This is a genomic window from Castellaniella caeni NBRC 101664, from assembly GCF_001592225.1.
Lineage (GTDB): Bacteria > Pseudomonadota > Gammaproteobacteria > Burkholderiales > Burkholderiaceae_B > Castellaniella > Castellaniella caeni.
The window spans coordinates 1-22,742 of the sequence record NZ_BCWN01000031.1 but is presented as its reverse complement, the minus strand read 5'-3'; the positions used below and the strand labels follow the sequence as shown (position 1 = coordinate 22,742).

Sequence of the window (22,742 nt, the reverse complement as noted above, 5' to 3'; positions counted from 1 at the left end):
CCCCCCCCCCCCCCCCTCCCCCCCCTATTTCTATTCGCTAAAGGAAGATTTTGATGGTGAGGACAAAAAATGCTGTTTTTGTGGAGAACGCGATTCAACGCAGTGGAGGCATCGCGGCTCTGACGAAGATACTGAATCCAAGTCAGGAAGGGCTCGCTGCTGCTAGAAGTGGGGCTTTCGATAGCGCGAACCTACGCGCTAATGTCAAGGAAAGCCGCGAACCATACGCGCATGCACTTAGCTTGGTGAACGACCACATCACCGTGAAGGATGAGGTGATTGAAGAGGCGCGGGTCGCATATACTGGAATTGCGACGCTTCTTGTCGAAAAGTTGAAGCTGCGTCAGCAAGACGTCAATATATTTCCACAAGGCTCTGCCAGTACCAGAACATTGATTCGTACTGTGGGAAATCGAAATTTTGATATTGATGCCGTATGCGAGGTCGATATTTCGGCTGCAGAAGCTAAGGATCCAATGGCATTTTTCGAAGCTATTGGCGCTGCGTTAGAGGGGAAGGGTGCAGAGTGCAAACGTCGCTGCTGGACCATCAATTTTCCAGGAAAACCGTATTATGTTGAGTTTACCCCTTCGGTTCCGCTGTCCACGGTTCCACTAACTTCTAGCCAGAAAAATAGTCTTGAACGTAATGAGCATCAGTTTTTGGATACTGCATTGGCAGTAGTCGATACGCCTTCCAGGAATTGGAAGACGTCAAATCCTGCTGGTATCCGAGACTGGGTTAATCGGGCTTCCGAGCGGAACATCATAGTGCAAGAGCTGGTTAAGGCTTGTGAGAGCATTCAAGCACACATCGAACCGGTCAGTGCGCAGAGTGTAGAAGTTGAAGAAACGCTGCGAGTAGCTATTCGCCTGTTTAAGCGCCATCGCGATATGTGTGTGCATCGCGGATATCTCGAATTGGAATATCAGCCTATCTCAATCATCCTGGTGACGCTCCTGACCACGTGTTACGAAGGGCTTGCAGACTTGCTTCAACAGGGTGCTATACCGCCATTTTCACATGCCGTGGACGCTCTCATTGCCATTGCAAACCTATTGCCAGAAATGATTCCTCAATATCCAGACGGTCACTATTACTTGGAAAATCCAACCGTGGTCGACGAAAATTTTGCCGAGCGTTGGAACACCGATGAGGGGCAGCGCGCAGAGGCCTTTCGTAGGTGGTGCACAATCTTGCGAGACGACCTTCAAAAAATCGTGGCTCAAACCGACCCTGCAAAAATAACAGCGACAACTTTCGATGTGTTCGGCTGTACGAATGCGGATAGGCCAAAGGGCGGTAACGGCAATCCAGGTCTTGGCGTGGTTCCTCCGACTCCTAAAGCGGCTCCGGTTACATCGGGCCTCGCGTAATGCAGCTTGCATGAGTTCTGAATCGACTGCGCTCTCCGAAGCGCTTGCTGGGGTTCTAGTAGGACTGAGCACTCGCGCGAATGATGGCGCTACCGTGTATCGCCTCGACCTCGGAGAGGTTCCGGTCGGCTGTGCGATTTCGTTCGCAGAGCTCATCGTGCCCAAAGGTTTTCCAGAGCAGGCAGTCGCATGCATCCGCGTCTCAAAAGGGGCGGTGCTGCAGGTGCCGCATGTTGAGCTGGGCGGGCTGCTTTGCATAGATGGAGACCCAGGGCCAGGACGGGGACTGGATGGCGTACAGAGGGTGCAGACGCTAGTCAGCAACTTCTACGATCAATTCTTCAATCCCTGGTGCAGGGGGGAACTCGATGGTGACTTTGCTAAAGAGCCTCAGAACTATTGGGGCGTCCACGTTGCTCAACTTAGAACGACCGGCGACACCGCTCGCAAGGTATGGACCGTAGACAACGTTCCTAGAACAGCGCAAGTTCGTGAGGGTCTTCTATTACTGCCCGGACGCATCATCATTGCTGACAATGGCGACAAGCAGTTTGTCCAGCGTGTAATTGCATCTCTCGGTCTGAGGGCAAGGCAGCGCGTGCGCGTACTCGTTGCCGATATTCCAATTTCGCACTCTTTTGTGCCCGAGACCTGGCCAAAAGGTGTTGACGCTGTGTTGAGCGTAATGCGTGCGCGGCTAAAGCCGCCTGACTATCAACTCTTCTTCGGACAGTCTCTCCGTAAAAGGCGAAAGCGTGAGCATCGTGTTGCTCTATTTCGGAACTACGAAGGAGGGTTTGGATTCGTACTGCCGGGCGGTCCTCCCGTCGTTGTAAAAGAACGCAATCGATACCGTGCAACGCTCCCGCACTCGAACCTTCAACCATTGATGGTCGAACGTATCGATCCTCAGTGGACAGTCGGTCGAGATCAAGTTCCTCAGGTCTCCGCTCGGCAGCAAAAGCGTGTGGTTGTGTTTGGTGCGGGTGCTCTTGGTAGTCCTGTTGTTGAGCAGCTGGCGAAAGCTGGTATTGGCCGGATAACGCTTATTGATTCAGACATCATGGAGACTGCAAATTTAGGGCGTCACCTGCTTGGTGCTAATCACGTGGACTATGGAAAATCTGCTGCTGTCGCCCGTAAGCTAAATCAAAGCTATCCGTCTTGCATCGTCGAAGCCTACGGCCATAAAGCAGAACGCTGGCTGCGGTTCAATACTCTCAAGGACGTCGACGTGGTATTAGATTTAACCGGTGAGCCCGATGTGCGATGGAGGCTTAATGAAGCTCGACGAAAGCACCCTTGTAAGCTACTCATCGGTTGGATGGAGCCATTCGTTGCTGCGGCACACGCTTGCCTGCTGACAGCAGACACGCTCTGGCTATCTCTGCCTGGTGACGAAAATAGGCTTAAGCAACTTGAGGCAGTCGACTGGCCTGCCGAAGTGATTCGCCAGGTTCCAGGCTGCAGTAGCCGTTTCCAGGCCTACACCGCTGCGAACGCTGCATATGCGGTTGCCTTGGTTTCTGAGAATGCGCTTTGCTTGATTGACGGGGAGGTGGGGAGCTCCATAGTCCTAAGTTGGGTACGGGGACAAAAATTTTTGGACAAACAATGGCCGAACTTGAAGTACCGGGAGTGGGCGGCTGATGCTGCGCAACACGTTGGACTCACGAAAGAGCGGCCGTTTATATGAACTTGAAATGCCGTACTTTCTTCTCCCCTGACATGGCCCGCTATGTTCTTTTCACGGAAAATGTGCTCTCGCATATGTATTCCCACGCACAGCGAAAGATGTTTCAAACTGAAGCTGGGGGGGAGATTTACTCACCGACACCGTTTTACTCAAGTCTCGTGGTCGATGATGTTGCTGGGCCGCACCTGCGAGACCGTCGCAGTAGGTGCTCCTTCAATCCAGATGTCGAAGCTGCCACGCAAGTGCGTTATGCCAAGTATGAGCAAGGCCGACACGCAGTTGGCTTGTGGCACACACATCCCGAACGTCAGCCATCTCCGTCAGGCACGGACAAAAGCACGACAGAAGACTATTTGCGAGCCTTCAAAAGTGACCGCGAGCGGTATTTGCAGGTCATCATCGGTAACTGTGGTGCAGTGCCCGCAATGACGGTCTGGTCTGCGGAAAAGTGCGGAAATTGGCTGCGTTGGGACGAGCGTTGCGACTAACTTGTCGAGCTTCCTTAGGCCTAGTTTTCGTTGCAATCGTATAAGTCTAATTTGCAGAGGGCGCGGCCCAGTGCCGCGCCACTTCGCAGGAAAGGAGGTAAGCCGAATGGCAGTCAGAAAAGAGATTTTTATCTCGGTGGACATTGAAGCATCCGGCCCAATCCCTGGTGAATACAGCATGCTGTCTATCGGGGCGTGTTTGATTGAGGCACCAGAAACAACATTCGAGCGGATTTTGAAGCCTTTGAATCGGAATGCCGACCCAGAGGCTTTGGCTGTAACGGGGTTCAATCTTGAAGAACTAGAGCAGAGTGGGATGAAGCCTCAGAAAGTGATGACCGAACTCGAACTATGGGTCAAAGCAGCCTGCATTGGTGATGCAATGCCAGTGTTCGTCGGCCTCAATGCTCCCTTCGACTGGTCCTTCGTCAACTATTACTTTCATCGGTTTTGTGGTACGAATCCCTTTGGCTTCACAGCACTGGATATCAAGGCTTACTACATGGGAGTGACGGGCTCCTCCTGGAGAGACACACGTTCCAGCGCGATGGCCAGCCGACTGCGTGCCATACAGGCAGGCAACCACAATGCTTTGCAAGACGCTGTGTACCAAGCTGAGCTGTTTCGCTTAGTGCGCGAGCTAAGGTTCCAGAGCATGGGCCTTTAGGCCAAGAGATGGTCGCGGTCGCTCACACGCAACGAAACTCAGTTGCTAAGCAGGATCAGAGTGGCTATGCCACCTGTATTTGAATCGTTCGTGCTGAGACTGCCGCGTATCGGGGCCCTCACTCAATCGAATAGCTTCATCCTGTAAGTGAAGTACTTTACTGTCTTCAGTGTTCGATTTTATTGCCAATGTTGCCTGAGACTAAGTATGTCAACAACCAGAAAAAACTTGGTATGGCTCTTTTGCTCCAAGTTCATCGAATGGGCCTTCCGTAAACGAGGCATAGTACGCATCCTGATAGCCGCTGGTATCTCGTTGATCGTGGTGGTAATGGGTGTTAACTGGGCTGGCAAGCTCTTTTATAAAGATGGAGTTCGCTCGCTCGATGTATCCGTCCATACCACCGACGCCTTCCCTTCTTGGGTGTATTGGAACTTGCTTGTCCTTGGCCTGCTTCTCCTTGTAGCCGGGGTGGTATTTGCTGTTTGGGATGCTTGGCGAGACGCAAGAGCGTCACAAAGATGCCGGGTTGTCGTTGTAGAGATCCGAGGTCTTCACAGCAGTCCCGATTCGCCACTGGAGAGCGCCAAAATCTCCGCCCCTGGCGTTCGACAGACAGTGCTGATTGATTTCAGGCCTGCGAGTGAGCAGGAGCTCGTCAATCCTGAGGTTGCGCTTGAGAAGATATCGGCTCTCAAGCCCGCGATCGCGGCGCTGTCCAGGGGGGGCAACCGTTCAGATATATCGATCGTAGTGGGTGGATTGGCGCCTGTGCCGACGCTGGTTTTGGTCGGTGCGATCCTCGACGATGAGTCTCATCTCACGACTTTTGACTGGGATAGGTCAATTGGTGATTGGCGCGAGACCAATCAGGTTGATGACGGAGTAAGACTTGGGGGCCTTAATGCGTCTACCTTTGGCCCAGGCATCTCCGAAGTCGTATTAGCAGTCTCTGCTTCCTATGAGATCCGCGTTGAGGACTTGGATGCCAAGTTCCCATCACTCCCGCGACTGGTGCTCAGCTCACCTCGTCCTCTTACTGCCGACCGATTTTGGTCCTTGGAGAAGCAGTCTGCCTATGTTGTCACTATCCGCGACGCGATTCAGCGACTCACAGCTGCTGGCGTAAAACGCATTCACATGATTCTTGCTGCACCGTCTTCTTTGTCGCTACGTGTCGGTATGACATACGATCGTAGACTTTATGCTGAGCTGATCGTGTACCAATATGAACGTCACCTTGTACCTCCCTATCCCTGGGGCATCTTGCTGCCGTCGGCTAGTGTGTCTGTGCCATCAGTCATTCGCTGAGAAGGCTAGAAGTAAATCTGCGTCGTTCCCAAGCTGCTTCTTCTGATTACCAACACGCCCGAACTCACCGCACCCGAGGTGGTCGCACGCTACAAGTCGCTTGCAGACATCGAGGTCGGCCCCGTGTACCACCGGTTGCCCGAGCGCATCCGAGCACACGCCTATATTTGCTTCATCGCCCTGGTGCTTGGGCGCGTGATGCGGGCGAGGCAGCGGGCCCAGCCCGTGCCCGAGGTTCGGTCGCCTGATCGGGCGCTCTCGATCCTGCGGCGGATTCAAACACATCGCGTGGTGCTCGCAGGCCAGGCACCCATCACCGGGCTTACGACTATCGGCGCCGAAGAGGCGGAGATCCTCAAGGCCCTCGGGGTCGCAAAGCCCACTGCGGCGACCCCCTATGTGAACCTGTAGAGGCACATTTGTAATGCTGCCTTATATAAATCAGCAGCTTGCGAAGCCAACTGTTGAACTCGGGCGGCTGCGCCCACCAGCTTGAGTTCGCCGCGCGCCACCTGACGCCGCCAGCGGTAAATGTTGTTTGTGTTCATGCCGTGTGCATGAGCGGCGCTGCTCACCGTGGCGCCAGGCTGCGCGCACTCGCGCAGGACTCGCGTCTTGCAGGCCCGGTTGTAGCTGCGCTGGCGGGTACGGCCGCCCGGCTCATCTTGTCTCATGGTTGTCCGCTCTGATTGCCGCCCCCGCCGCCTTGATCAGCACTTGCCTCTCAATCAGGTTTGTAGTAACGTACCTACATCTGCTGATGCTGGAGGTGCTCTATGACCATCACGACCCTATCTAGTCGAGAGTTGAACCAGGACGTGACACGAGCGAAGAAGGCCACCAAGAGCGGCCCGGTGTTCATCACGGATCGCGGTAAACCTGCTCACGTGCTGTTGAGCTTCGATGACTATCAGCGGCTGACGAAACAGCGGCGCAATATTGCCGACGCGCTGGCGATGCCGGGTGTTGCGGACATCGAGTTTGAACCACCGCGCGTGACCATTGGAGTCCGGTCGGCTGATCTCTCATGATGTATGTGCTTGATACCAACGTGCTGTCCGAGCTGCGCAAGGTACGGCTTGGCAAGGCCGATGCGAATGTGACGGCATGGGCCGAAAGCGTCGATGCCGCTGACCTCTTCGTGTCGGCCATCACCATCATGGAGGTAGAGCTTGGCGTTCTGTCGATTGAACGCAAGGACGCGACTCAAGGAGCCATGCTGCGCGCGTGGCTGGATCAGCACGTTTTACCCGAGTTCTCCGGTCGTACGTTGCCTATCGATACCGCTGTAGCGCAGCGTTGCGCTCGGTTGCATGTACCAGACAAGCGAGGCGAGCGTGACGCGCTCATCGCGGCTACGGCGCTCGTACACGGCATGACGGTGGTCACGCGCAACGTGGCCGATTTCAAACCGACGGGAGTGACCATCGTCAATCCGTGGGCCCCCTCGGTCACAATAGATGTCCGGTTCTCTGAAAACAGAAATTGAGGGAGCGATCGGCACTGTAGGGGAGCCTGGAAATCAGTCAGGCTTCCAAAATTGCCAAGACCGGCGATGCTTGATCCTGTGAATCGGGTCTTTCTCCCACCGGGATGTCAGCCATTCCAACTCTTGAAATAGCGTCGGCTTGTTCTCTGAAGCCCGGACGTCACGTATAAAACCATCAGATGCCCGCCATACTTTCATGACATTAGAAAATTGGCTCATCTTATAAATATTTTCGTCGAAAGCGCGTTTTCTGATGCCAAGAGCGACAAACTCGTAACCGTTCAGGACTCTTAGAATGTGAATGCATTCCTTTGATTTTGTATCCTTGGCTAGTGCGGCAAATGTTCCATTCTGCTCAGCAAGATCCCATACTTTTCTGGTGTCTTCTAAAAGTTGTTGGTTGTTCTTTTGGTGGAGCATCAGATCGATAGTGGCTCACTTGCGCGCTTGGCGACCATTGGAATAGATGACAGCCACTGCCGCGAGAGCAGATAGAACAAGGGCCCCTGTTTGTATCCAGAAGCCCCATGTTTCACCTAGCCAGCCGATCGTGTCTGGGATCTGCTGGTTCTCCATCTAGCCATTCCAGCCTTCACGATGCAGTTTCATAACCTTCATAACTTTTCTCCCGTTTGAAGCTAACCAACTTGCGTCGCCAGATCTATGGCTTGTTCGGCTTGCTTGCCGAATTCACTACGCTTGCTTACTACTTAGTCTTAACTATAAGGACTTAGTTCCATCAAGTCCATAGCTTTTACTTGTGCCACAAGTGAAACCTGTCAATTGTACTACATGCTGGTGCCACACCCCGACCCACCGCCAGGCGGTCTGCTGCGCCATCGGCGGGGGAGTCATCCTGCTCATGCCGCACCGGCACATACTGCACAGGCCCCCGGGGCGGGCGATACTGCTATTCGGACAGCGGCAGGAAAAGCTATCTGAGGAAGTGAGCGCATGGCGATCGCTTGGCCAACTGCGCTGGCCAGAAGCTTGGGGTGTCAATGCCAGAAGCCAGGATGTTGAGCAATGGCGCGATTTATTGCACGCTTTGATGGACGTGGTGTGTGGCCCCGGCCATGAAGAACTGAACCGCAGCCTCACCGCCTGGCTGCAGTACGTGGCCCGAGGCGACGACAGCCCTACGCGGTACGGAAGAAGTCAAGGCAGCTGCCGCCCGCCAATTCCCTACAGGAACTCGATATGATGATTGCTGAAAAGCCCGGCAGCTGGGCGCAACATTGGCGGCAGGAAGGGCAGATAGAAGGCCGTGTCGAAGGTCAGGCTGATTTGCTGTTGCGTCAGATTCAGCGCTGCTTCGGCCCGATCTCTGAAGAAATTGAGCAGCGTGTTCGTACCGCCAAAACAGAGCAGCTGGAAATTTGGTCGCTGAATATTCTGGACGCGGTGACGCTAGCCGGTGTTTTCCAGGACGCCATGGGCCAGTAACTACTTGGCCAGGGCTGCGTCAACTTTGTCATGCCCTGGAGCAGACAGCCGGTATCCTTCTGCATAAAATGTAGTGCATCTGCTTCGGGAAATTCTGTGAAAAAGCCGGCCTCCAATCCGAATGCGCGACGCGTTCCCGCCAGGCTCATCTCCAGTCTGCAGGGAGTGCCGCTTGATGAGGCAACAAATATGCTGAAGGCCGCCATCAGGGCGGGTAACATCAGTGAAGATTTGGACGGAGGCATGCCGAAGCGGGTTTGGTATAGCAGTGCTCGCCGCTGCTTTGAGGCGCGTCTCACTGGTCGGGCCGATCAGGATGCAGGTATACCGGCTTCCTATAAAGGCTGGCCGATCGAGCCGGGCGAATTGCCCACAAGACCTCGTGTGACGCGGGAATGCGATGAAGTTTGATCTCTCCTTTGAGTGGTTGGATGATATGTCGTCGATTCGGCTGGATTCGCATCGGGCCACGATGGCGCGTCTGCTGCTGATCCTGGGTGACCGCGTACTGACCCGCAACCTGCCCTTGCAAAGCGAAGAAGGAGAGGATGTCATTCGGGATTCTGTGCGGGTCAGCCTCTACCCGTTGGCTGAGTTCGTTGCTGCCAATTGGTGGGCGCTGCTGCATGAGCCGTCGGAAAAGGTCGGTCTTGTGAACGGCCCCGTGGCCTTCAGGCAACGGCACTGGATCAATACCCACACAGATGGCTTTGCGTATCCGGCCGTCGGTTTTTTTGGGGCCGACGCTATCGTCAAGGTCCTGGCCAAGCCGACGCATATCGATGCCGCCAACATTCAGTTTCCGATGCCCCCCGGGCGCCTGGATTATGGCTGGGATGGCATCGAAAGAGCCAGAGTTGAAGCCGCTTTGCTGCATCTGCTTGCCGCAGTGGTTGAACGGCTTCCGCATAACGAGGATCGTTCGTGGCTGGACGATGCCGTGAATCGCATCCAGACATCGCGGACGGATGCGGAGGAAGCGCTCTATTGTCGTTGCGCAGGGCTGTTGGGTGCCGATCCCTACTGGCCTGATTCCGACCTGGAGCAGGTGATTGGCGGAACTGTCGAGATCCTGGGGCGGGACATTGCGATGGAGCTGTTCGCCACGACGGAACAGCGAGATGTGCTTGAGAGAGCTTCGTGGATTGATCAGGAAGTTCGGTCGGTTATCCGGCGGTCAAAGGGTTTGGCGAGCCATGCCTTGGATCTGAAGGCCAGCTTGACGCTGCCGCGGCATGAGTCCTCGGGGATCAAGCCGTGGGATAAGGGTTACGAGGCGGCCAGGTGTTTGCGCGAAATGCTGGCCTTGTCTCCCGATGAGTCACTGCAAACGCTGGATGCTGTGACGGGATCGCTGCTGGGCAGGAAAGCCTCTGCCTTGGGTGATATATCCGGCCTCGAGGCCAAATCCGGGGTGAGCTCAATGGCATGCCGCAGCTCGCAAGGTCTCGGCATGGTGATTGACCGGAATGCCGGTGGCAACCTGCAGTTTCAGGTGGCTGCACTGTTTGCGGATTTCCTGCTTGCAGAGCAGGGGGATGTGTTCCTGTCCACGAAGGCATCGACGAATCGTCAGAAATGCAATCGCGCTTTCGCCGCAGAGTTTTTGGCGCCGATCGCGGGGATACGGGAAAGGTTGTCGCCATGCGGAGCGGGCCGCACCGCGATTGCTCAGGTGGCAAGCGATTTTGGTGTTTCGGCGCCTATCGTCCAGTATCAATTACAGAATCAGGCGCCGGATCTATGGTCTGAGCTGAGTGTTTCGTGACGGCTCCATCGGGGATTGTTCCAAGCCCCCCCTCACAACCTCCCCACGCGGCAAACTCAACTTGCAAGTGCAACACCCTGAGAACTAAGGTTGGCTGAGTACCATTTTTTGACTCTCGTTAGGAAATTCGGTCATGCAAGCAGGCTTCAAGGCACTCGCCGACTTCGACAGTTTGGCGCGCGTGATGTGGCCGCCTCGGCCTGCTTTGTTACAGCCCCCAGCGCTGTCCATGCTTGCGTGTTTCTTGTTTGATTCGCTGGGCCAGCCGTTCAAGTAATGTGTGCTCTGTCCCTGGGTAAACGATGGTTTGTAGTGCCTTGATGGTTTTGTCCAGAGCGGGTGGCAGTGCGTGTGCAATGTCGCGGGCCAGGCCAAGCGCGTAGTGTGGTGACATTCCCAGTACGCTTGCCATGGCTTGTATTTGCGATGAACCGATCTGCCCGGGCTGGTTGGTGCCGCCGATGCGAAAGGCAAACTGGCGGGACAGCCCCGGGTAGACCGTTGTACACATCAGGTCGTAAAACGGCGCCAGTTGCCAGCCGCTGGGGGTGGCCAGGACGGACAAATTCTTGGCATGGCTGTCATGGTTGCCGATCAGCAAGTTGAAGATGACCCATTGCAGCAGGCGTTTCAGATCTTTGGCCGGGACACCGATTTCCTGTAACAGGTAGCGGCACTGCGCCAAAGAAGGCCCGCCATCGGATTCGTATTTGAGGCCGGATGGGACGCCCGCCAGTTGGCAAAGGTCGAGTTGATGCAGGCGCGTCAGCCCGCCATGCGCATCTGTCTGCCGGTCGTAACGGCGAATCAGGCAGGCACGTGTATCCGCCTGATAGACTGCGGTCGCGGTGCCCAGGCCAAGATTGTCTGCCAGCTGCATGGCCAGCGTTTCGTTCAGGGCGGATGCCCAGACACCGGGGATTCCCTGGATATCGGGTTTCAGGATGTGGGACGATGGAGCTGTCCCGACGGGGATGGCGGGGCGCCCGTCGTCCAGAACCGTCAGCAAAATTTTGGCCTGTGCGCCTGCCAGCGATACCCGCATGTCGTCTTGTATTTGGGCTCCGAGGGTAGGGGCCTTGCCTTGACGTAGTTGTTCGGCAATGTGTTGCCAGCTTGTGATGTGGTATGCGGGAGGCTTGGGAAGTTCTCCGGGGGGCAGCAGTATCAGGCTGCCTGCGGTGTCGCCGGCGACGCTGCGCAAGAGGCCAAAAGTGGTGCTGGCGTGGTGGCTGGCTTGCAGCAGCCTGCGAACGGGGCCTTCGGGCAGCAAGTTTTCAAAAAATGCGTGTACGTGCCCCCCGGCAAAGGGTTCGGCCTGCAGCGGAAATGCGGGGGCGATGGCTTGTGCTGCCGGGGTGGCCAGCCAGTGGGTATCGTAGACAAACCGCAGGGGCTGCTCGTCGTAAAGCGTGCCGATCTGGTGCCCAGCCTGGTAGACGTTCAGGCTGCGCATGCTTAACCCCCCTGTTTGCGGCGGATGACGACTTCCAGGCCCAGCAGGTCGATCATGTCCAGCACTTTTTGTAGTTGCAGGGTGGGCTTGCCGCGTTCCAGGTCGACGATGAAGCGGTTGCCGGTGCCCGACAGCCCCGCCAAGTCGCGTTGCCGCAGGGCTTGGGCTTGTCGGGTGGCACGAACCAAAGCGCCCAGGTCGCTGGCCGACCGGATGGTTGAGGCGGCAGGGGGGGAAGCGGGGTTGGTGGGTTCCATGGGGGTTGATGCCTGGATTACCGATCAGTAATTCTATGCAATGGCAGTATGGGTGACAAGGGGTTTATTACCGGCCGGTAATTTTTTGAAGGTTTTTGGCAAACGAAATAGTATTTCGGGGTTCCCGCCAAGAATCCTCATTGACATCCTCCCCTCCCTGAATAGATTCCGCCAAGGCGTAATGGGGTAGAAGATCGGGGTCTGTTTTAAGCATGGCGGTTTCTGTGCGGGGCGCTCTGGTGCTGGGTAGAGGGCAATGCTGAATAGATAATGAATAGATTCTATATTGAAATATCAGCGCGTCGTCTGCTGCGCCGTTGCCCGAATCCGCGCCGAAAAATCCGCCACGGGCCCCGCCTGCGCGGCGCGCTGGGTGATGTCGGCCTGCGCGCGCAGGGTGTGTAGTGGCTGGCGAGTGTCCAGACCGTGGTGCCGGTACAGGTATTCGGGCAGGTAGCCCGAGACGATCAGGCGGATGTCCATGGGCAGGCCGGGCACGATGGGGCGCACCATGTCGTAGACCAGCGTGGTGCAGTTGGCCGTCAGCGTGTTGTAGAACTTGGGGCTGTCGGCCAGGCGGTTGGCGTTGTCCACGTAGGCCAGGAACAGCCGGCGCATGGCGGCCAGGGGCATCTGGATGGGGTATAGAAACACCTGCTCGCCGCGCGGGCCGGCGCGCACGTAGAGGATGTCGCGCTCTTCGGCGGCGATGATGCTGCGCTCGAACTGCTTGAAAAAGCCGCCGACGGCAGAGAACGATTCGTGGCGTTCTTTGCGGATTTCGACGGAGAACACCAGGTGGCGGCCATCGGCAAAGCCGAAGGAGACCAGGGTGTGGGCGATGGCGGGCCCCATCCAGTACGACAGCGCCATGTCCACGGATTGCAGGGTTTCCAGGTCGTAGGACGCTTCTTGCCAGCGCGCGGTGTAGTCGGTGTCGCTGCGCCAGTCGAAATTGCGCACGTTGTGCAAGGTGACGACAGCGCCGTGCACCTCGCCGCGCAGGCTGCGGGCGACGTCGTCGGCCCAGTTGCGCTGGTTCGAGGGCGTGAGGCTGATCCACCAGGCGGCCAGGGCCACGGCGGCCACGGCGGCCACGGCAAACACCCAGCGGGCGGGCGTGGCGTAGCGCGGCTGCAGCCAGACGGCGGCCAGGCAGGCGAGGGCGTTGGCCGCCCATAGGCCCATCCAGACCAGGCGCAGCCCGTGTCCGCCCGGGGCCTGTATCCAGAGCGCCGCCAGGCCCCAGGCCAGGGCCAGCAGCAGGGCAAGGGACAGCAGGCTGTGCGTGATGAAGGACATGAAGGCGGGTTCCGGGGCCGGGGCATGGGTGCGCAGGGGCGAGTGCCCATCTTATGGATCCACGGCGCAGCGATCAAGCGGCGGCCGCAGTGGGGCCGGGATGCCGCCGTCGCTGGCTGACGGCATCCTGTCGAAGCGGGTGCTTTGCGCGGGGCAAACACTGTAGAATTTCTCACCGCAATTTCTGCCTGGTGGGATCATGCAGTCGATCACCCCGATGGCCGGCGTCCGCCTGCGTGGCGTCTGGTCCGACGAACTTCATGACCGTTGCCGGGCCTGGTTGGACGGCCTGGGCCTGGGCGGCCTGACCGCGCATGAATCGGGCACCGATGCCCACGGGGCCTGGCAGCGTTTCTGGCTGCGCGCCGCGCCGTTGGACGATCCTTTCGATACCTCCGATCTGGCGCAGCGCTTGCGCCTGCTGCCCGACGACAGCGACCGCGACCTGGATGCCGAGATTCTGGCGGCGCTGCTCTTGTCGCCGCTTGCCTTCGAGTTTCCCAGCCTGGACGAATGGCAGTCGGCGGTGCGCCTGCGCCGCTTCATCGTGCAGACCGGGCGGCGCACGGTGCTGGCCTTCGACACCGAGCAGGCCGAGCGGCCCGATTGCTGGTCGTGGACTGAGGCCACCGGTTTCATTCTGCTGCCGGGCTTCGAGCTGATCCCGGCGCTGGAACACACCCTGTGGCCTGACTTGTCGGGGCGCACGTATTCGTTTTCCTGTTATCGGGCGACGGAATACGTGCTCTTGCTGGCGCTGGCCAAAGAGCTGCGGATCAGCCACCCGCGGGCGCTGGCGGCGCTGCAGGCGCAGTGGCAAGAAAAGGCCATTCAATCCGGGGCGTTTCACGATACCTTTTTGCACGAGTACGGCTCGCTGCAGGCCCCCTTGCCCATGCGCTATTACGTGCCGGGCGACCGCCTGTGGTTTCGCAACCCGGACGAGGCTTCGGCGGGGGTCGAGGGCTACGAGGGGTCGTGGGTGTTTTACCTGGGGCAGGGGCATTTCACCAATTTCTGGAAGCCCGACCAGCCCTATACCCTGCAATCCAAATGTATTGAGCTGTATCACTGGCGCGACGGCCTGCGGCAGGGCCGGATCGACGAAGCCATCGTCGAGGCCCAGGCCGCACGCACGCTGGCCGACCCGCAGGCCACGCAGCGCGTGCTGGCCCGCATGATGCGCCTGCGCGACCCCGCCGGCGTCTACGCCGAGGGCGGCTGCATCGATGCCTCGCGCGAGGCCGTGCGCTGCGTGCGCCCCGCCACCTGGTCGCTGGGTGTGGCGTTATAAGAAACGATCCAGGATCTTCCGGCTGGCGCGATCCAGCGCGTTGATGTTGCGCACCAAAAAGCTCACCCCGCAGGCGTCGGCGATCAGCAGGGATGTCGGCGACAGCCGTCGGATGTCGTCTTCGCTGTTGAGCGTCAGCACGGCGGGGCCGCGGTCGGTGTCCACGTCCCAGCGGCTGGGGGTGGCCCAGCTGCTGGCGCGCATGATGCGCTGGATTTCCGGCTTGAATTCGCGTTGCGCCAGTTCTTCGCGGATCAGGTGCCGCAGGTTGACGGGCAGGGTATCCAGCTGTTCGATCCAGGCTTGTTCCTGTGCCTGGCCGTCCACCAATGAGATCCCTTCGTCGGGGCCGCTGATCGGAAACGCGCGCACTGGGGTGACGATGACGTCGGCGCACCCCGCGCGCGCCAGCAGCAGGCGCCCGAAGGTGTCGCGGCTCAGCGTAAAGTCCGCCGTTGCGGGCGCGTTCTGGGCGCCCGCAGCCGGACTGGGAATGTGTTCTGGAATCATCGTCTATCACTCGAAAGTTGCATGCGAGCCCACCCCCGCGCTTTGCAGCTGCGCCTGGTACAGCCGGGCGTAGGCGCCTGCGCGTGCCAGCAGCTCGTCGTGGCGGCCGATTTCCACGATGCGGCCGCTGTCCATCACCACCAGGCGGTCGGCCTCGCGCAGCGTGCTCAGGCGGTGGGCGATGGAGATCGTCGTGCGGCCCTTGACCAAGTTGTCCAGTGCCTTCTGGATTTCGTTCTCGGTGGCGGTGTCCACCGATGAGGTGGCTTCGTCCAGGATGAGGATGGGCGGGTCGATGAGGATGGCGCGCGCAATCGAGATGCGCTGGCGTTCGCCGCCCGACAGCGCCTGGCCGCGCTCGCCCACCAGCGAATCGTAGCCGTGCGGCAGGCGCAGGATGAACTCGTGCGCGTGCGCCGCGCGCGCGGCCGCCACGATCTCGGCGCGCGTGGCTTCGGGCTTGCCGTAGGCGATGTTTTCAGCGACGGAACCGTAGAACAGGAACGGCTCTTGCAGCACCAGGCCAATGTGGCGCCGGTAGTCGCTGATGCCGTATTGGCGGATGTCGATGCCGTCCAGCCGGATGACGCCTTGCGAGACGTCGTAGAAGCGGCAGATGAGGTTCACCAGCGTGCTCTTGCCCGAGCCGCTGTGGCCCACCAGGCCCACCATTTCGCCGGGGGCGATGTCCAGGTTCAGATCCTGAATGACGCTGCGGTTGCCATAGCGAAAACCGATGTGGGCGAGTTCGATGCGGCCCTGGATGTGATCCATGGGCTTGGGCTGCGCGGGTTCGGGCACGCTCGAGACGTGATCCAGGATGTCGAAGATGCGCTTGGCCCCGGCGGCGGCGCGCTGGGTGGTGGATACGATCCGGCTCATGGAATCCAGGCGCACGTAAAAGCGGCTGATGTAGGCCAGAAACGCCGTCAGCACGCCCACCGTGATGGTGTCGTGCGACACCAGCCAGATGCCGAAGAACCAGACGATCAGCAGGCCCAGCTCGGTGAGCAGCGTCACCGTGGGGCCGAACAGCGACCACAGCGCGTTCACTTTGTCGTTGATCACCAGGTTGCGGTTGTTGGCCTCGCGAAAGCGCGTGACTTCGCGCTGCTCTTGCGCAAAGGCCTTCACCACGCGGATGCCGGGGATGGTGTCCGACAGCACGTTGGTGATCTCCGACCACACGCGGTCGGCCTTCTCGAAGCCGTGGCGCAGGCGGTCGCGTACCCAGTGGATCATCCACAGGATGATGGGCAGCGGTGCCAGCGTGGCCAGCGCCAGCAGCGGGTTGATGGACAGCAGGATCACCGCCGTCATCACGATCATGAGCACGTCGGTGACAAAATCCAGCAGGTGCAGCGAGAGAAACAGGCAGATGCGGTCGGATTCCGACCCCAGGCGCGCCATCAAGTCGCCCGTGCGCTTGCCGCCGAAATACTGCAGCGAAAGCTGCTGCAGGTGCTGATACGTGGTGGTGCGCAGGTCGGCGCCGATGCGTTCGCTGACCCAGGCGAGGATGGCGCTGCGCCCCCAGCCCAGGCCCCAGGCCAGCAGCGACGAAGCCAGCAGCCCGCTCAGGTACATCAGCACCAGGTTCCAGTGCACCGGCTCGCCGTTTTGAAACGGAATGAGCACGTCGTCCATGAGCGGCATGGTGAGGTAGGGCGGCACGAGCGACGCTGCCGTGGCCGTGAGCGTGAGCACCAGTCCGAGGATGAGCTGCCTGCGGTAAGGCCGGGCAAAGCGCCACAGGCGCAGCAGCGAGCTGGCGGGTGGCGTGTCGGGCTCGGTGTCTGGGGCACCGGCCTCGGGCACGGGGCTGGCGGCATCGCCGGTTTGATGCAAAGCGTTGTACTGAGCCAACAGTTGCCGGGCCTGTGGGTGCAGATCCAGCGTGTAGCGCCAGCGGGCCAGGCGGGCATGGCTGTCGATGAGTTCCAGGCTGCCCACCCCCGCGGCGTCCTGCAGTTTCAGGCTCATGTCGGGCCGCAGGGGCCATGAGCGGCTGGTTTGTTCGTTGTTGCTGCACAACAGCCAGCGGCGGCTGGTGAGCACCACCAGGCTGTCGGCATAGCGCAGCTGGCTGTCGAGGTTCAGGGGCAGCCAGCCGAGGATGCGTTCGTCGGCGGCGAGCTGGGCACTTAACGTGGCCTGCCAGACCGCAGGCAGGCCGGGCGGGCACGCGCTGGCCGCCGGAATATCGGAAAGAGAGCCCTGCATGAAATAGATGGATTCGAGAAAAGACGAGAAACGGGATACCGGAGGGTATTTTTAAGGACTTTGAAAGCGATTTTGTCGGTGAATCTCGACGTTTGTTTTGGCGCCCCGTGCTGTTGCGCAAACGTCACAATTTTCAACGTTTTTTCTGTGCTGCGCAACAGGCTCAAGATTAATATGTGAGCCGATATTTTGCTGTGTAACAACAGCGTTTGGCCCGGGTTTCGGGCTTGATGCCTCTCCCTTTTCGCAAGGCGCTTGTATGGACAATAAAAGTATTGAGTTTCTCAATATGGTGTACTTGCGAGGGCCGAACATCTGGGCGTATCGCCCCATCATCGAGGCGCTGGTCGATATTCACGATCTCGAAGAATGTCCGTCCAACGTCATCCCCGGGCTTTACGAACGTCTGAGCGCCTGGCTGCCCACGCTGGTCGAGCACCGCTGCAGCATCGGCGAGCGCGGTGGTTTTCTGCAGCGTGTGCGCGAAGGCACCTGGCCGGCGCACATCCTCGAACACGTCACCCTCGAACTGCAAAGCCTGGCGGGCATGCCCGGTGGCCTGGGCCGGGCGCGCGAAACCTCGATTCGCGGGGTCTACAAAGTGATCGTGCGCGCCTGGCACGAGCCGCTCACGCGCGAGTCCCTGTACGTGGCGCGCGACCTGGTGATGGCCGCCATCGAAGACCGGCCCTTCGACGTGGCGGGTGCGGTCGAACGCCTGAAAGACCTGGCTGAATCGCTCAGCCTGGGCCCCAGCACGGCCTGCATCGTCGATGCCGCCGACGATCGCGACATTCCCGCCATCCGCCTGAGCGATGCCAACCTGCTGCAGCTGGGCTATGGCGCCCGCCAGCGGCGCATCTGGACGGCGGAGACCAGCCGCACCAGCGCGATTGCCGAGGGCATCTCGCGCGACAAAGACCTCACCCGCCAGCTGCTGCAGGCCTGCGGCGTGCCAGTGCCCGAGGGCCAGCTCGTCCACGACGTGGACGAAGCCTGGGAAGTCGCTCAGGACATCGGTCTGCCGGTGGTGGTCAAACCGTCGGATGGCAACCACGGGCGCGGCGTCTTCACCTGCCTGAACACGCGCGAGCAGATCGCCGCCGCCTATGCCGTGGCGGTGGACGAGGGCAGCGGCGTCATGGTCGAGCGCTTCATCGAGGGCGACGAGCACCGCCTGCTGGTGGTGGGCGGGCGTCTGGTGGCGGCCTCGCGCGGCGATGCCGCCATGGTGGTGGGCGATGGCGTCTCCACCGTGGCGCAGCTCATCGAATCGCAGCTGAATTCCGATCCGCGCCGGGGGCGCGACGAAGATCACCCGCTCAACGTCGTGCGCCTCGATTCCGCCGCGCGCATGGAGCTCGAACGCCAGAACCTCAGCGGCGATGCCGTCCCCGAGCGCGGCCGCGCCGTGATGATCCAGCGCAGCGGCAATGTGTCCAACGACGTCACCGACCTGGTTCACCCGGACGTGGCCGAGCTGGTGTCGCTGGCGGCGCGCGTGGTGGGCCTGGACATTGCCGGCATCGACCTCGTGGCGCGCGACATCTCGCGTCCGCTGGCCGAGCAGAAGGGCGCGGTCGTCGAGGTCAACGCTGGTCCGGGCCTGCTCATGCACATCAAGCCCGCCATGGGTCAGCCGCGCCCCGTGGGCCGCGCCATCATCGACAACCTGTTTCCCGCGCCGGAGGATGGCCGCATCCCGGTGGTGGGGGTCAGCGGCAGCCGGGGCACGGCCCCGGTGGCGCGCCTGGTGGCGCACCTGCTGCAGCTCACGGGCAAGACCGTGGGGCTGGCCTCGGCCGACGGCCTGTCCTTTGGCGGACGCCAGGTGACGGCCGCCGACGCGGCGCACTGGGAGGCCGCGCGCCGTGTGCTGCTCAACAGCGTGGTGGAATACGCCGTGCTGGAAAACGGCGGGCGCGCCATTCTGGGCGAAGGCCTGGCCTACGACCGCTGCCAGGTGGGCGTGGTCACGGGCATCGACCCGGCGCTCACCTGGCCTGAATTCCACATGACCGAACCCGAGCACCTGGTGCGCATCTTCCGCACGCAGGTGGACGTGGTCTTGCCCAGCGGGGCCGCCGTGCTCAACGCGGACGATCCGCTGACGGCCGGGCTCGCGCCGCTGTGCGACGGCAGCGTCATCTTCTATGGCCTGCAGTCGCAGGGCCAGGCGCTGCAGGCGCACCTGGCCGCCGGTGGCCGGGCCGTCTTCGAGCACGAGGGCGATCTGGTGCTGGCGGAAAAAGGGGTGGAGATCGTCGTGGCCGACCTGGACGACGCCAGCCTGGCCGCCTTGCGCGACGATCTGGCCTCGGTGCTGGCCGCGCTGGGCGTGGTCTGGGCCCTGGGGCTGGCGATCGACCCCGTGCGCGTGGGCCTGCGTACCTGGGCCGCCACCCGGGCCAGCATCAGCCCCGCCGCCGTCTGAGGCCGCCCCGATACTGCTTTCGCGGCCTGGCCGAGGGCGGCCGGGCCGATCTTTCCTCTAGGAACCTACGCATCATGGAAGTCTCCCGAGTGCGCGCCTTGCGCGGGCCAAACATCTGGTGCCGTCAGACAGCGATCGAGGCCATCGTGAGCTGCTCCGAGGCCGAGCGCGTGATCGATGATCTGGACGCGTTCGAGACGCGCTTGCGGGCGCGTTTTCCCGATATCGACATCCAGCGCCCGGTGGGCGCCGTGTTCGAGCCGTCGCTCGCGCACGTGCTGGCGACGGCGGCGCTCAGCCTGCAGGCGGTGGCGGGCTGTCCGGTCACCTTCTGCCGCACGGTGCCCACGCCCGATGCGGGGGTCTACCAGGTGGTCATCGAGTACGTGGAGGAAAACGTCGGGCGCCTGGCCTTCGACCTGGCGGGCGATCTGTGCGAGGCCGCCTTGCGGGACGCCCCCTTCGACCTGGCCCAGGCCGTCTTCCAGCTGAAGGATTTGTACGACGACGTGCGCCTGGGGCCCAGCACGGGTTCCATCGTGCAGGCCGCCGTGCGTCGCGGCATCCCGTACCGGCGCCTGACCGAAGGCAGCCTGGTGCAGTTTGGCTGGGGCCGCCGCCAGCGGCGCATCCAGGCCGCTGAAACGGACGCCAGCAGCGCCATCGGCGAAGCCATTGCGCAGGACAAGGCCCTGACCAAATCGCTGCTGGCCTCGGCGGGCGTGTCCGTGCCCAGGGGGCGCGTGGTGGAGGATGCCGATGACGCCTGGCGCGCCGCGCAGGATATCGGCGGGCCGGTGGTGGTCAAGCCGCTCGATGGCAATCAGGGCAAGGGGGTGGCCGTCAACGTGCAGGGCCGCGAGCAGGTGCTGGCCGCCTATGCCGTGGCGCGCGAGCATGGCTCCAGCGTCATCGTCGAACGCTATTTTCCCGGCCACGACTTCCGCCTGCTGGTGGTGGGCGACCGTCTGGTGGCCGCCGCGCGCCGCGATCCGCCCCAGGTGGTGGGCGACGGCACACACAGCATCGCCCAGCTGGTGGACGTCATCAATCAGGATCCCCTGCGCGGCGAAGGGCACGGCACGTCGCTCACGCGTATCCGCCTGGACGAGACGGCGCTCAACACGCTGGCCAGCCAGGGCTACCAGGCTGATTCGGTGCCCGCACAGGGCGTGTGTGTGGTGCTGCGCAACAATGCCAACCTCAGCACCGGCGGTTCGGCCACGGACGTGACCGAGCAGGTACACCCCGAGCTCGCGGCCAGCGCCGTGATGGCGGCGCGCATGGTGGGGCTGGACATCTGCGGCATCGACCTCGTGGCGCGCGACGTCTACCAGCCGCTCACCCCCGAGACGGGCTGCATCGTCGAGGTCAATGCGGCGCCGGGCCTGCGCATGCACCTCACGCCTTCGTTTGGCACAGGGCGCGACGTGGGCGAGGCCATCGTCGAGACGCTGTATGCGCCCGGCGACACGGGCCGCATTCCGGTGGCGGCGGTGACCGGCACCAACGGCAAGACCACCACTGTGCGCCTGCTGGCGCACCTGTGCGCGCGCCCCGGCGTGTGCGTGGGCATGAGCAATTCCGACGGCGTGTACGTGGGCGCGCGCTGCATCGATACGGGCGACTGCAGCGGCCCGCGCAGCGCGCGCAACGTGCTGCTGCATCCGGACGTGGACGTGGCGGTCTTCGAGACGGCGCGCGGCGGCATCTTGCGCGAGGGGCTGGGCTTTGATCGCTGCGACGTGGCCGTGGTCACCAACCTGGGGCTGGGCGACCACCTGGGCATGAACTACATCCGCACGGTCGAAGAGCTGGCGGCGGTCAAGCGGGTGATCGTGGAAAACCTGGCGCCCGCCACGGGCATGGCGGTGCTCAACGCCCAGGACGCGCACGTGGCGGCGATGGCCGCGCACTGCCCGGGGCGCGTGACGTACTTTGCCCAGGACGCGCGCCACCCCGTCATCGAGACGCACCGCGCCCAGGGCGGACGGGTGGTGTTCGTCGATCAGGGCGATCTGGTGTTTTCCGAGGGCGGCACCGAAACCCGCATCCAGTTGAGCGTCGTGCCGCTGACGCGCGGCGGCACCCTGCCGTTCCAGGTGGAGAACGCCATGGCGGCGGCTGCGGCGGCCTGGGGGCTGGGCATCGACTGGGTGCAGATTCAGCGCGGGCTGGCGACCTTCGTCAGCGATGTCGGTACGGTGCCGGGGCGCTTCAATGTGTTCGACTACCGGGGGGCCACGGTGATCGCCGACTATGGCCACAACCCGGACGCGATGGTGGCCCTGGTGGCCGCTGTCGAAGCGCTGCCCGCCCGACGGCGCACGGTGGTGATCAGCGGCGCGGGCGACCGGCGCGATCAGGACATCCGCCAGCAGACCGAGATTCTGGGCGACGCGTTCGACTCGGTGGTGCTGTACCAGGATCAGTGCCAGCGGGGCCGCGCCGACGGCGAGGTGCTGGCCCTGCTGCGCGCGGGCCTGGCCTCAGCCCGGCGCGCCAGCCGCGTCGAGGAAATCCACGGCGAATGCCTGGCGATCGATACGGCGCTCAGTTCGCTGGCGCCAGGCGACCTGTGTCTGGTGCTGGTAGACCAGGTAGAGGCGTCGCTCGCACATATTGCACAGCGGGTGCGGGCTCCGCTGCCGGTTTAGCCGCGTCGCTCAGTTTGAAGGTGGCCACCAGCTGCGCCAGGGTATCGGCCTGTGCGCGCAGGCTGGTAGCCGCCGCGGCGGATTCCTCGACCAGGCTGGCGTTCTGGCGCGTGGCGTCGTCCATCTGTGTGATGGCGGTGTTGATCTGTTCGATGCCAGTGGTCTGTTCGCGGTTGGCGGCGCTGATTTCCCCCATGATGTCCGTCACCCGGTGAATGCTGTCCACGATGGCCTGCATGGTGGCCCCGGCGTGGGCGGCCTGCTCGTTGCCTTTGATGGCCGCGGCCACCGAGGTGTCGATGAGGGCCTTGATTTCTTTCGCGGCCCCGGCGCTGCGCTGGGCCAGCGCGCGCACCTCGGCGGCGACT

General features: G+C 61.3%; 19 protein-coding genes and 2 pseudogenes. 13 read left to right on the top strand and 8 right to left on the bottom strand.

The window, feature by feature from the left end:
* The first annotated feature begins 53 nt into the window (after positions 1–53).
* The 6 genes and pseudogenes from CCA01S_RS15440 to CCA01S_RS16165 all read left to right on the top strand — a co-directional run.
* Entirely contained in the window at positions 54–1,376 is a 1,323-nt protein-coding gene (locus CCA01S_RS15440) for a nucleotidyltransferase domain-containing protein (protein WP_084386809.1), read from the top strand.
* Between the two features lie 94 nt (positions 1,377–1,470).
* Entirely contained in the window at positions 1,471–3,072 is a 1,602-nt protein-coding gene (locus tag CCA01S_RS15895; protein ID WP_198150038.1) for a ThiF family adenylyltransferase, read from the top strand.
* On the top strand, positions 3,069–3,560 hold the full coding sequence (locus CCA01S_RS15430; protein ID WP_198150036.1) for a Mov34/MPN/PAD-1 family protein: 492 nt from the start codon (positions 3,069–3,071) through the stop codon (positions 3,558–3,560). The genes CCA01S_RS15895 and CCA01S_RS15430 overlap by 4 nt, the downstream gene beginning before the upstream one ends.
* A gap of 106 nt (positions 3,561–3,666) precedes the next feature.
* The gene (locus CCA01S_RS14445) at positions 3,667–4,227 is read left to right on the top strand and encodes a 3'-5' exonuclease (protein ID WP_066459744.1); all 561 of its coding nucleotides are present in this window, start codon (positions 3,667–3,669) and stop codon (positions 4,225–4,227) included.
* A gap of 207 nt (positions 4,228–4,434) precedes the next feature.
* Positions 4,435–5,538: an SAVED domain-containing protein gene (locus CCA01S_RS15740; RefSeq protein ID WP_157076551.1), complete on the top strand. Its 1,104-nt coding sequence runs from the start codon at positions 4,435–4,437 to the stop codon at positions 5,536–5,538.
* A gap of 36 nt (positions 5,539–5,574) precedes the next feature.
* Positions 5,575–5,949 (top strand): annotated as a pseudogene (locus CCA01S_RS16165) (IS1634 family transposase); the annotation flags it as partial.
* Here the strand turns inward: CCA01S_RS16165 and CCA01S_RS15425 are convergent.
* Positions 5,934–6,212: a transposase gene (locus CCA01S_RS15425; RefSeq protein ID WP_084386807.1), complete on the bottom strand. Its 279-nt coding sequence runs from the start codon at positions 6,210–6,212 to the stop codon at positions 5,934–5,936. The pseudogene CCA01S_RS16165 and the gene CCA01S_RS15425 overlap by 16 nt on opposite strands.
* A 102-nt stretch (positions 6,213–6,314) precedes the next feature.
* Between CCA01S_RS15425 and CCA01S_RS14435 the strand changes: the two genes are divergently transcribed.
* Positions 6,315–6,569 carry a type II toxin-antitoxin system Phd/YefM family antitoxin gene (locus tag CCA01S_RS14435; RefSeq protein ID WP_066459740.1) on the top strand — a complete coding sequence of 85 codons (255 nt, stop codon included), beginning with the start codon at positions 6,315–6,317 and terminating at the stop codon, positions 6,567–6,569.
* Complete coding sequence (locus tag CCA01S_RS14430; RefSeq protein ID WP_198150034.1) at positions 6,566–7,027, top strand: type II toxin-antitoxin system VapC family toxin; 462 nt, start codon at positions 6,566–6,568, stop codon at positions 7,025–7,027. The genes CCA01S_RS14435 and CCA01S_RS14430 overlap by 4 nt, the downstream gene beginning before the upstream one ends.
* Positions 7,028–7,060: 33 nt before the next feature.
* Here CCA01S_RS14430 and CCA01S_RS15420 read toward each other — a convergent pair whose 3' ends face one another.
* Entirely contained in the window at positions 7,061–7,450 is a 390-nt protein-coding gene (locus tag CCA01S_RS15420) for a DUF4760 domain-containing protein (protein ID WP_305764282.1), read from the bottom strand.
* 777 nt (positions 7,451–8,227) lie between these two features.
* Here CCA01S_RS15420 and CCA01S_RS14425 point away from each other — a divergent pair.
* Both CCA01S_RS14425 and CCA01S_RS14420 read left to right on the top strand, forming a co-directional pair.
* Positions 8,228–8,473, top strand: coding sequence for a DUF4351 domain-containing protein (locus CCA01S_RS14425; protein ID WP_066459738.1), 246 nt, complete (start codon positions 8,228–8,230; stop codon positions 8,471–8,473).
* Between the two features lie 400 nt (positions 8,474–8,873).
* The gene (locus CCA01S_RS14420; protein ID WP_066459736.1) at positions 8,874–10,241 is read left to right on the top strand and encodes an ImmA/IrrE family metallo-endopeptidase; all 1,368 of its coding nucleotides are present in this window, start codon (positions 8,874–8,876) and stop codon (positions 10,239–10,241) included.
* A 208-nt stretch (positions 10,242–10,449) separates the two neighbouring features.
* Here the strand turns inward: CCA01S_RS14420 and CCA01S_RS14415 are convergent, their stop codons facing one another.
* The 3 genes from CCA01S_RS14415 to CCA01S_RS14405 all read right to left on the bottom strand — a co-directional run bounded on the left by CCA01S_RS14415 (position 10,450) and on the right by CCA01S_RS14405 (position 13,256).
* On the bottom strand, positions 10,450–11,697 hold the full coding sequence (locus tag CCA01S_RS14415; RefSeq protein WP_066459734.1) for a type II toxin-antitoxin system HipA family toxin: 1,248 nt from the start codon (positions 11,695–11,697) through the stop codon (positions 10,450–10,452).
* 2 nt (positions 11,698–11,699) lie between these two features.
* Positions 11,700–11,954, bottom strand: a complete 255-nt coding sequence (locus CCA01S_RS14410) for a type II toxin-antitoxin system Y4mF family antitoxin (protein WP_066459732.1) — start codon at positions 11,952–11,954, stop codon at positions 11,700–11,702.
* Between the two features lie 294 nt (positions 11,955–12,248).
* Positions 12,249–13,256, bottom strand: coding sequence for an Lnb N-terminal periplasmic domain-containing protein (locus CCA01S_RS14405; protein WP_066459730.1), 1,008 nt, complete (start codon positions 13,254–13,256; stop codon positions 12,249–12,251).
* A gap of 199 nt (positions 13,257–13,455) precedes the next feature.
* Here CCA01S_RS14405 and CCA01S_RS14400 point away from each other — a divergent pair, with 199 nt between their 5' ends.
* A complete protein-coding gene (locus CCA01S_RS14400; RefSeq protein ID WP_157076550.1) occupies positions 13,456–14,550 on the top strand; it encodes a TGL-type protein-glutamine gamma-glutamyltransferase in 1,095 nt (364 codons plus the stop codon).
* Here the strand turns inward: CCA01S_RS14400 and CCA01S_RS14395 are convergent.
* A complete protein-coding gene (locus CCA01S_RS14395; protein WP_066459723.1) occupies positions 14,545–15,060 on the bottom strand; it encodes a cyanophycin metabolism-associated DUF1854 family protein in 516 nt (171 codons plus the stop codon). The genes CCA01S_RS14400 and CCA01S_RS14395 overlap by 6 nt on opposite strands.
* A gap of 6 nt (positions 15,061–15,066) precedes the next feature.
* Positions 15,067–17,283: a cyanophycin metabolism-associated ABC transporter gene (locus CCA01S_RS14390; RefSeq protein WP_066459721.1), complete on the bottom strand. Its 2,217-nt coding sequence runs from the start codon at positions 17,281–17,283 to the stop codon at positions 15,067–15,069.
* Positions 17,284–17,542: 259 nt separating this feature from the next.
* On the opposite strand from CCA01S_RS14390, the pseudogene CCA01S_RS14385 reads away from it, so the two are divergent.
* Positions 17,543–19,678: pseudogene (locus CCA01S_RS14385) on the top strand (cyanophycin synthetase); the annotation flags it as partial.
* 113 nt (positions 19,679–19,791) lie between these two features.
* Complete coding sequence (gene cphA / locus CCA01S_RS14380) at positions 19,792–22,374, top strand: cyanophycin synthetase (RefSeq protein ID WP_066459717.1); 2,583 nt, start codon at positions 19,792–19,794, stop codon at positions 22,372–22,374.
* Here cphA and CCA01S_RS14375 read toward each other — a convergent pair.
* Positions 22,271–22,742: methyl-accepting chemotaxis protein (locus CCA01S_RS14375; protein WP_269747423.1), on the bottom strand; the 472-nt coding region annotated here is incomplete at its 5' end. The genes cphA and CCA01S_RS14375 overlap by 104 nt on opposite strands.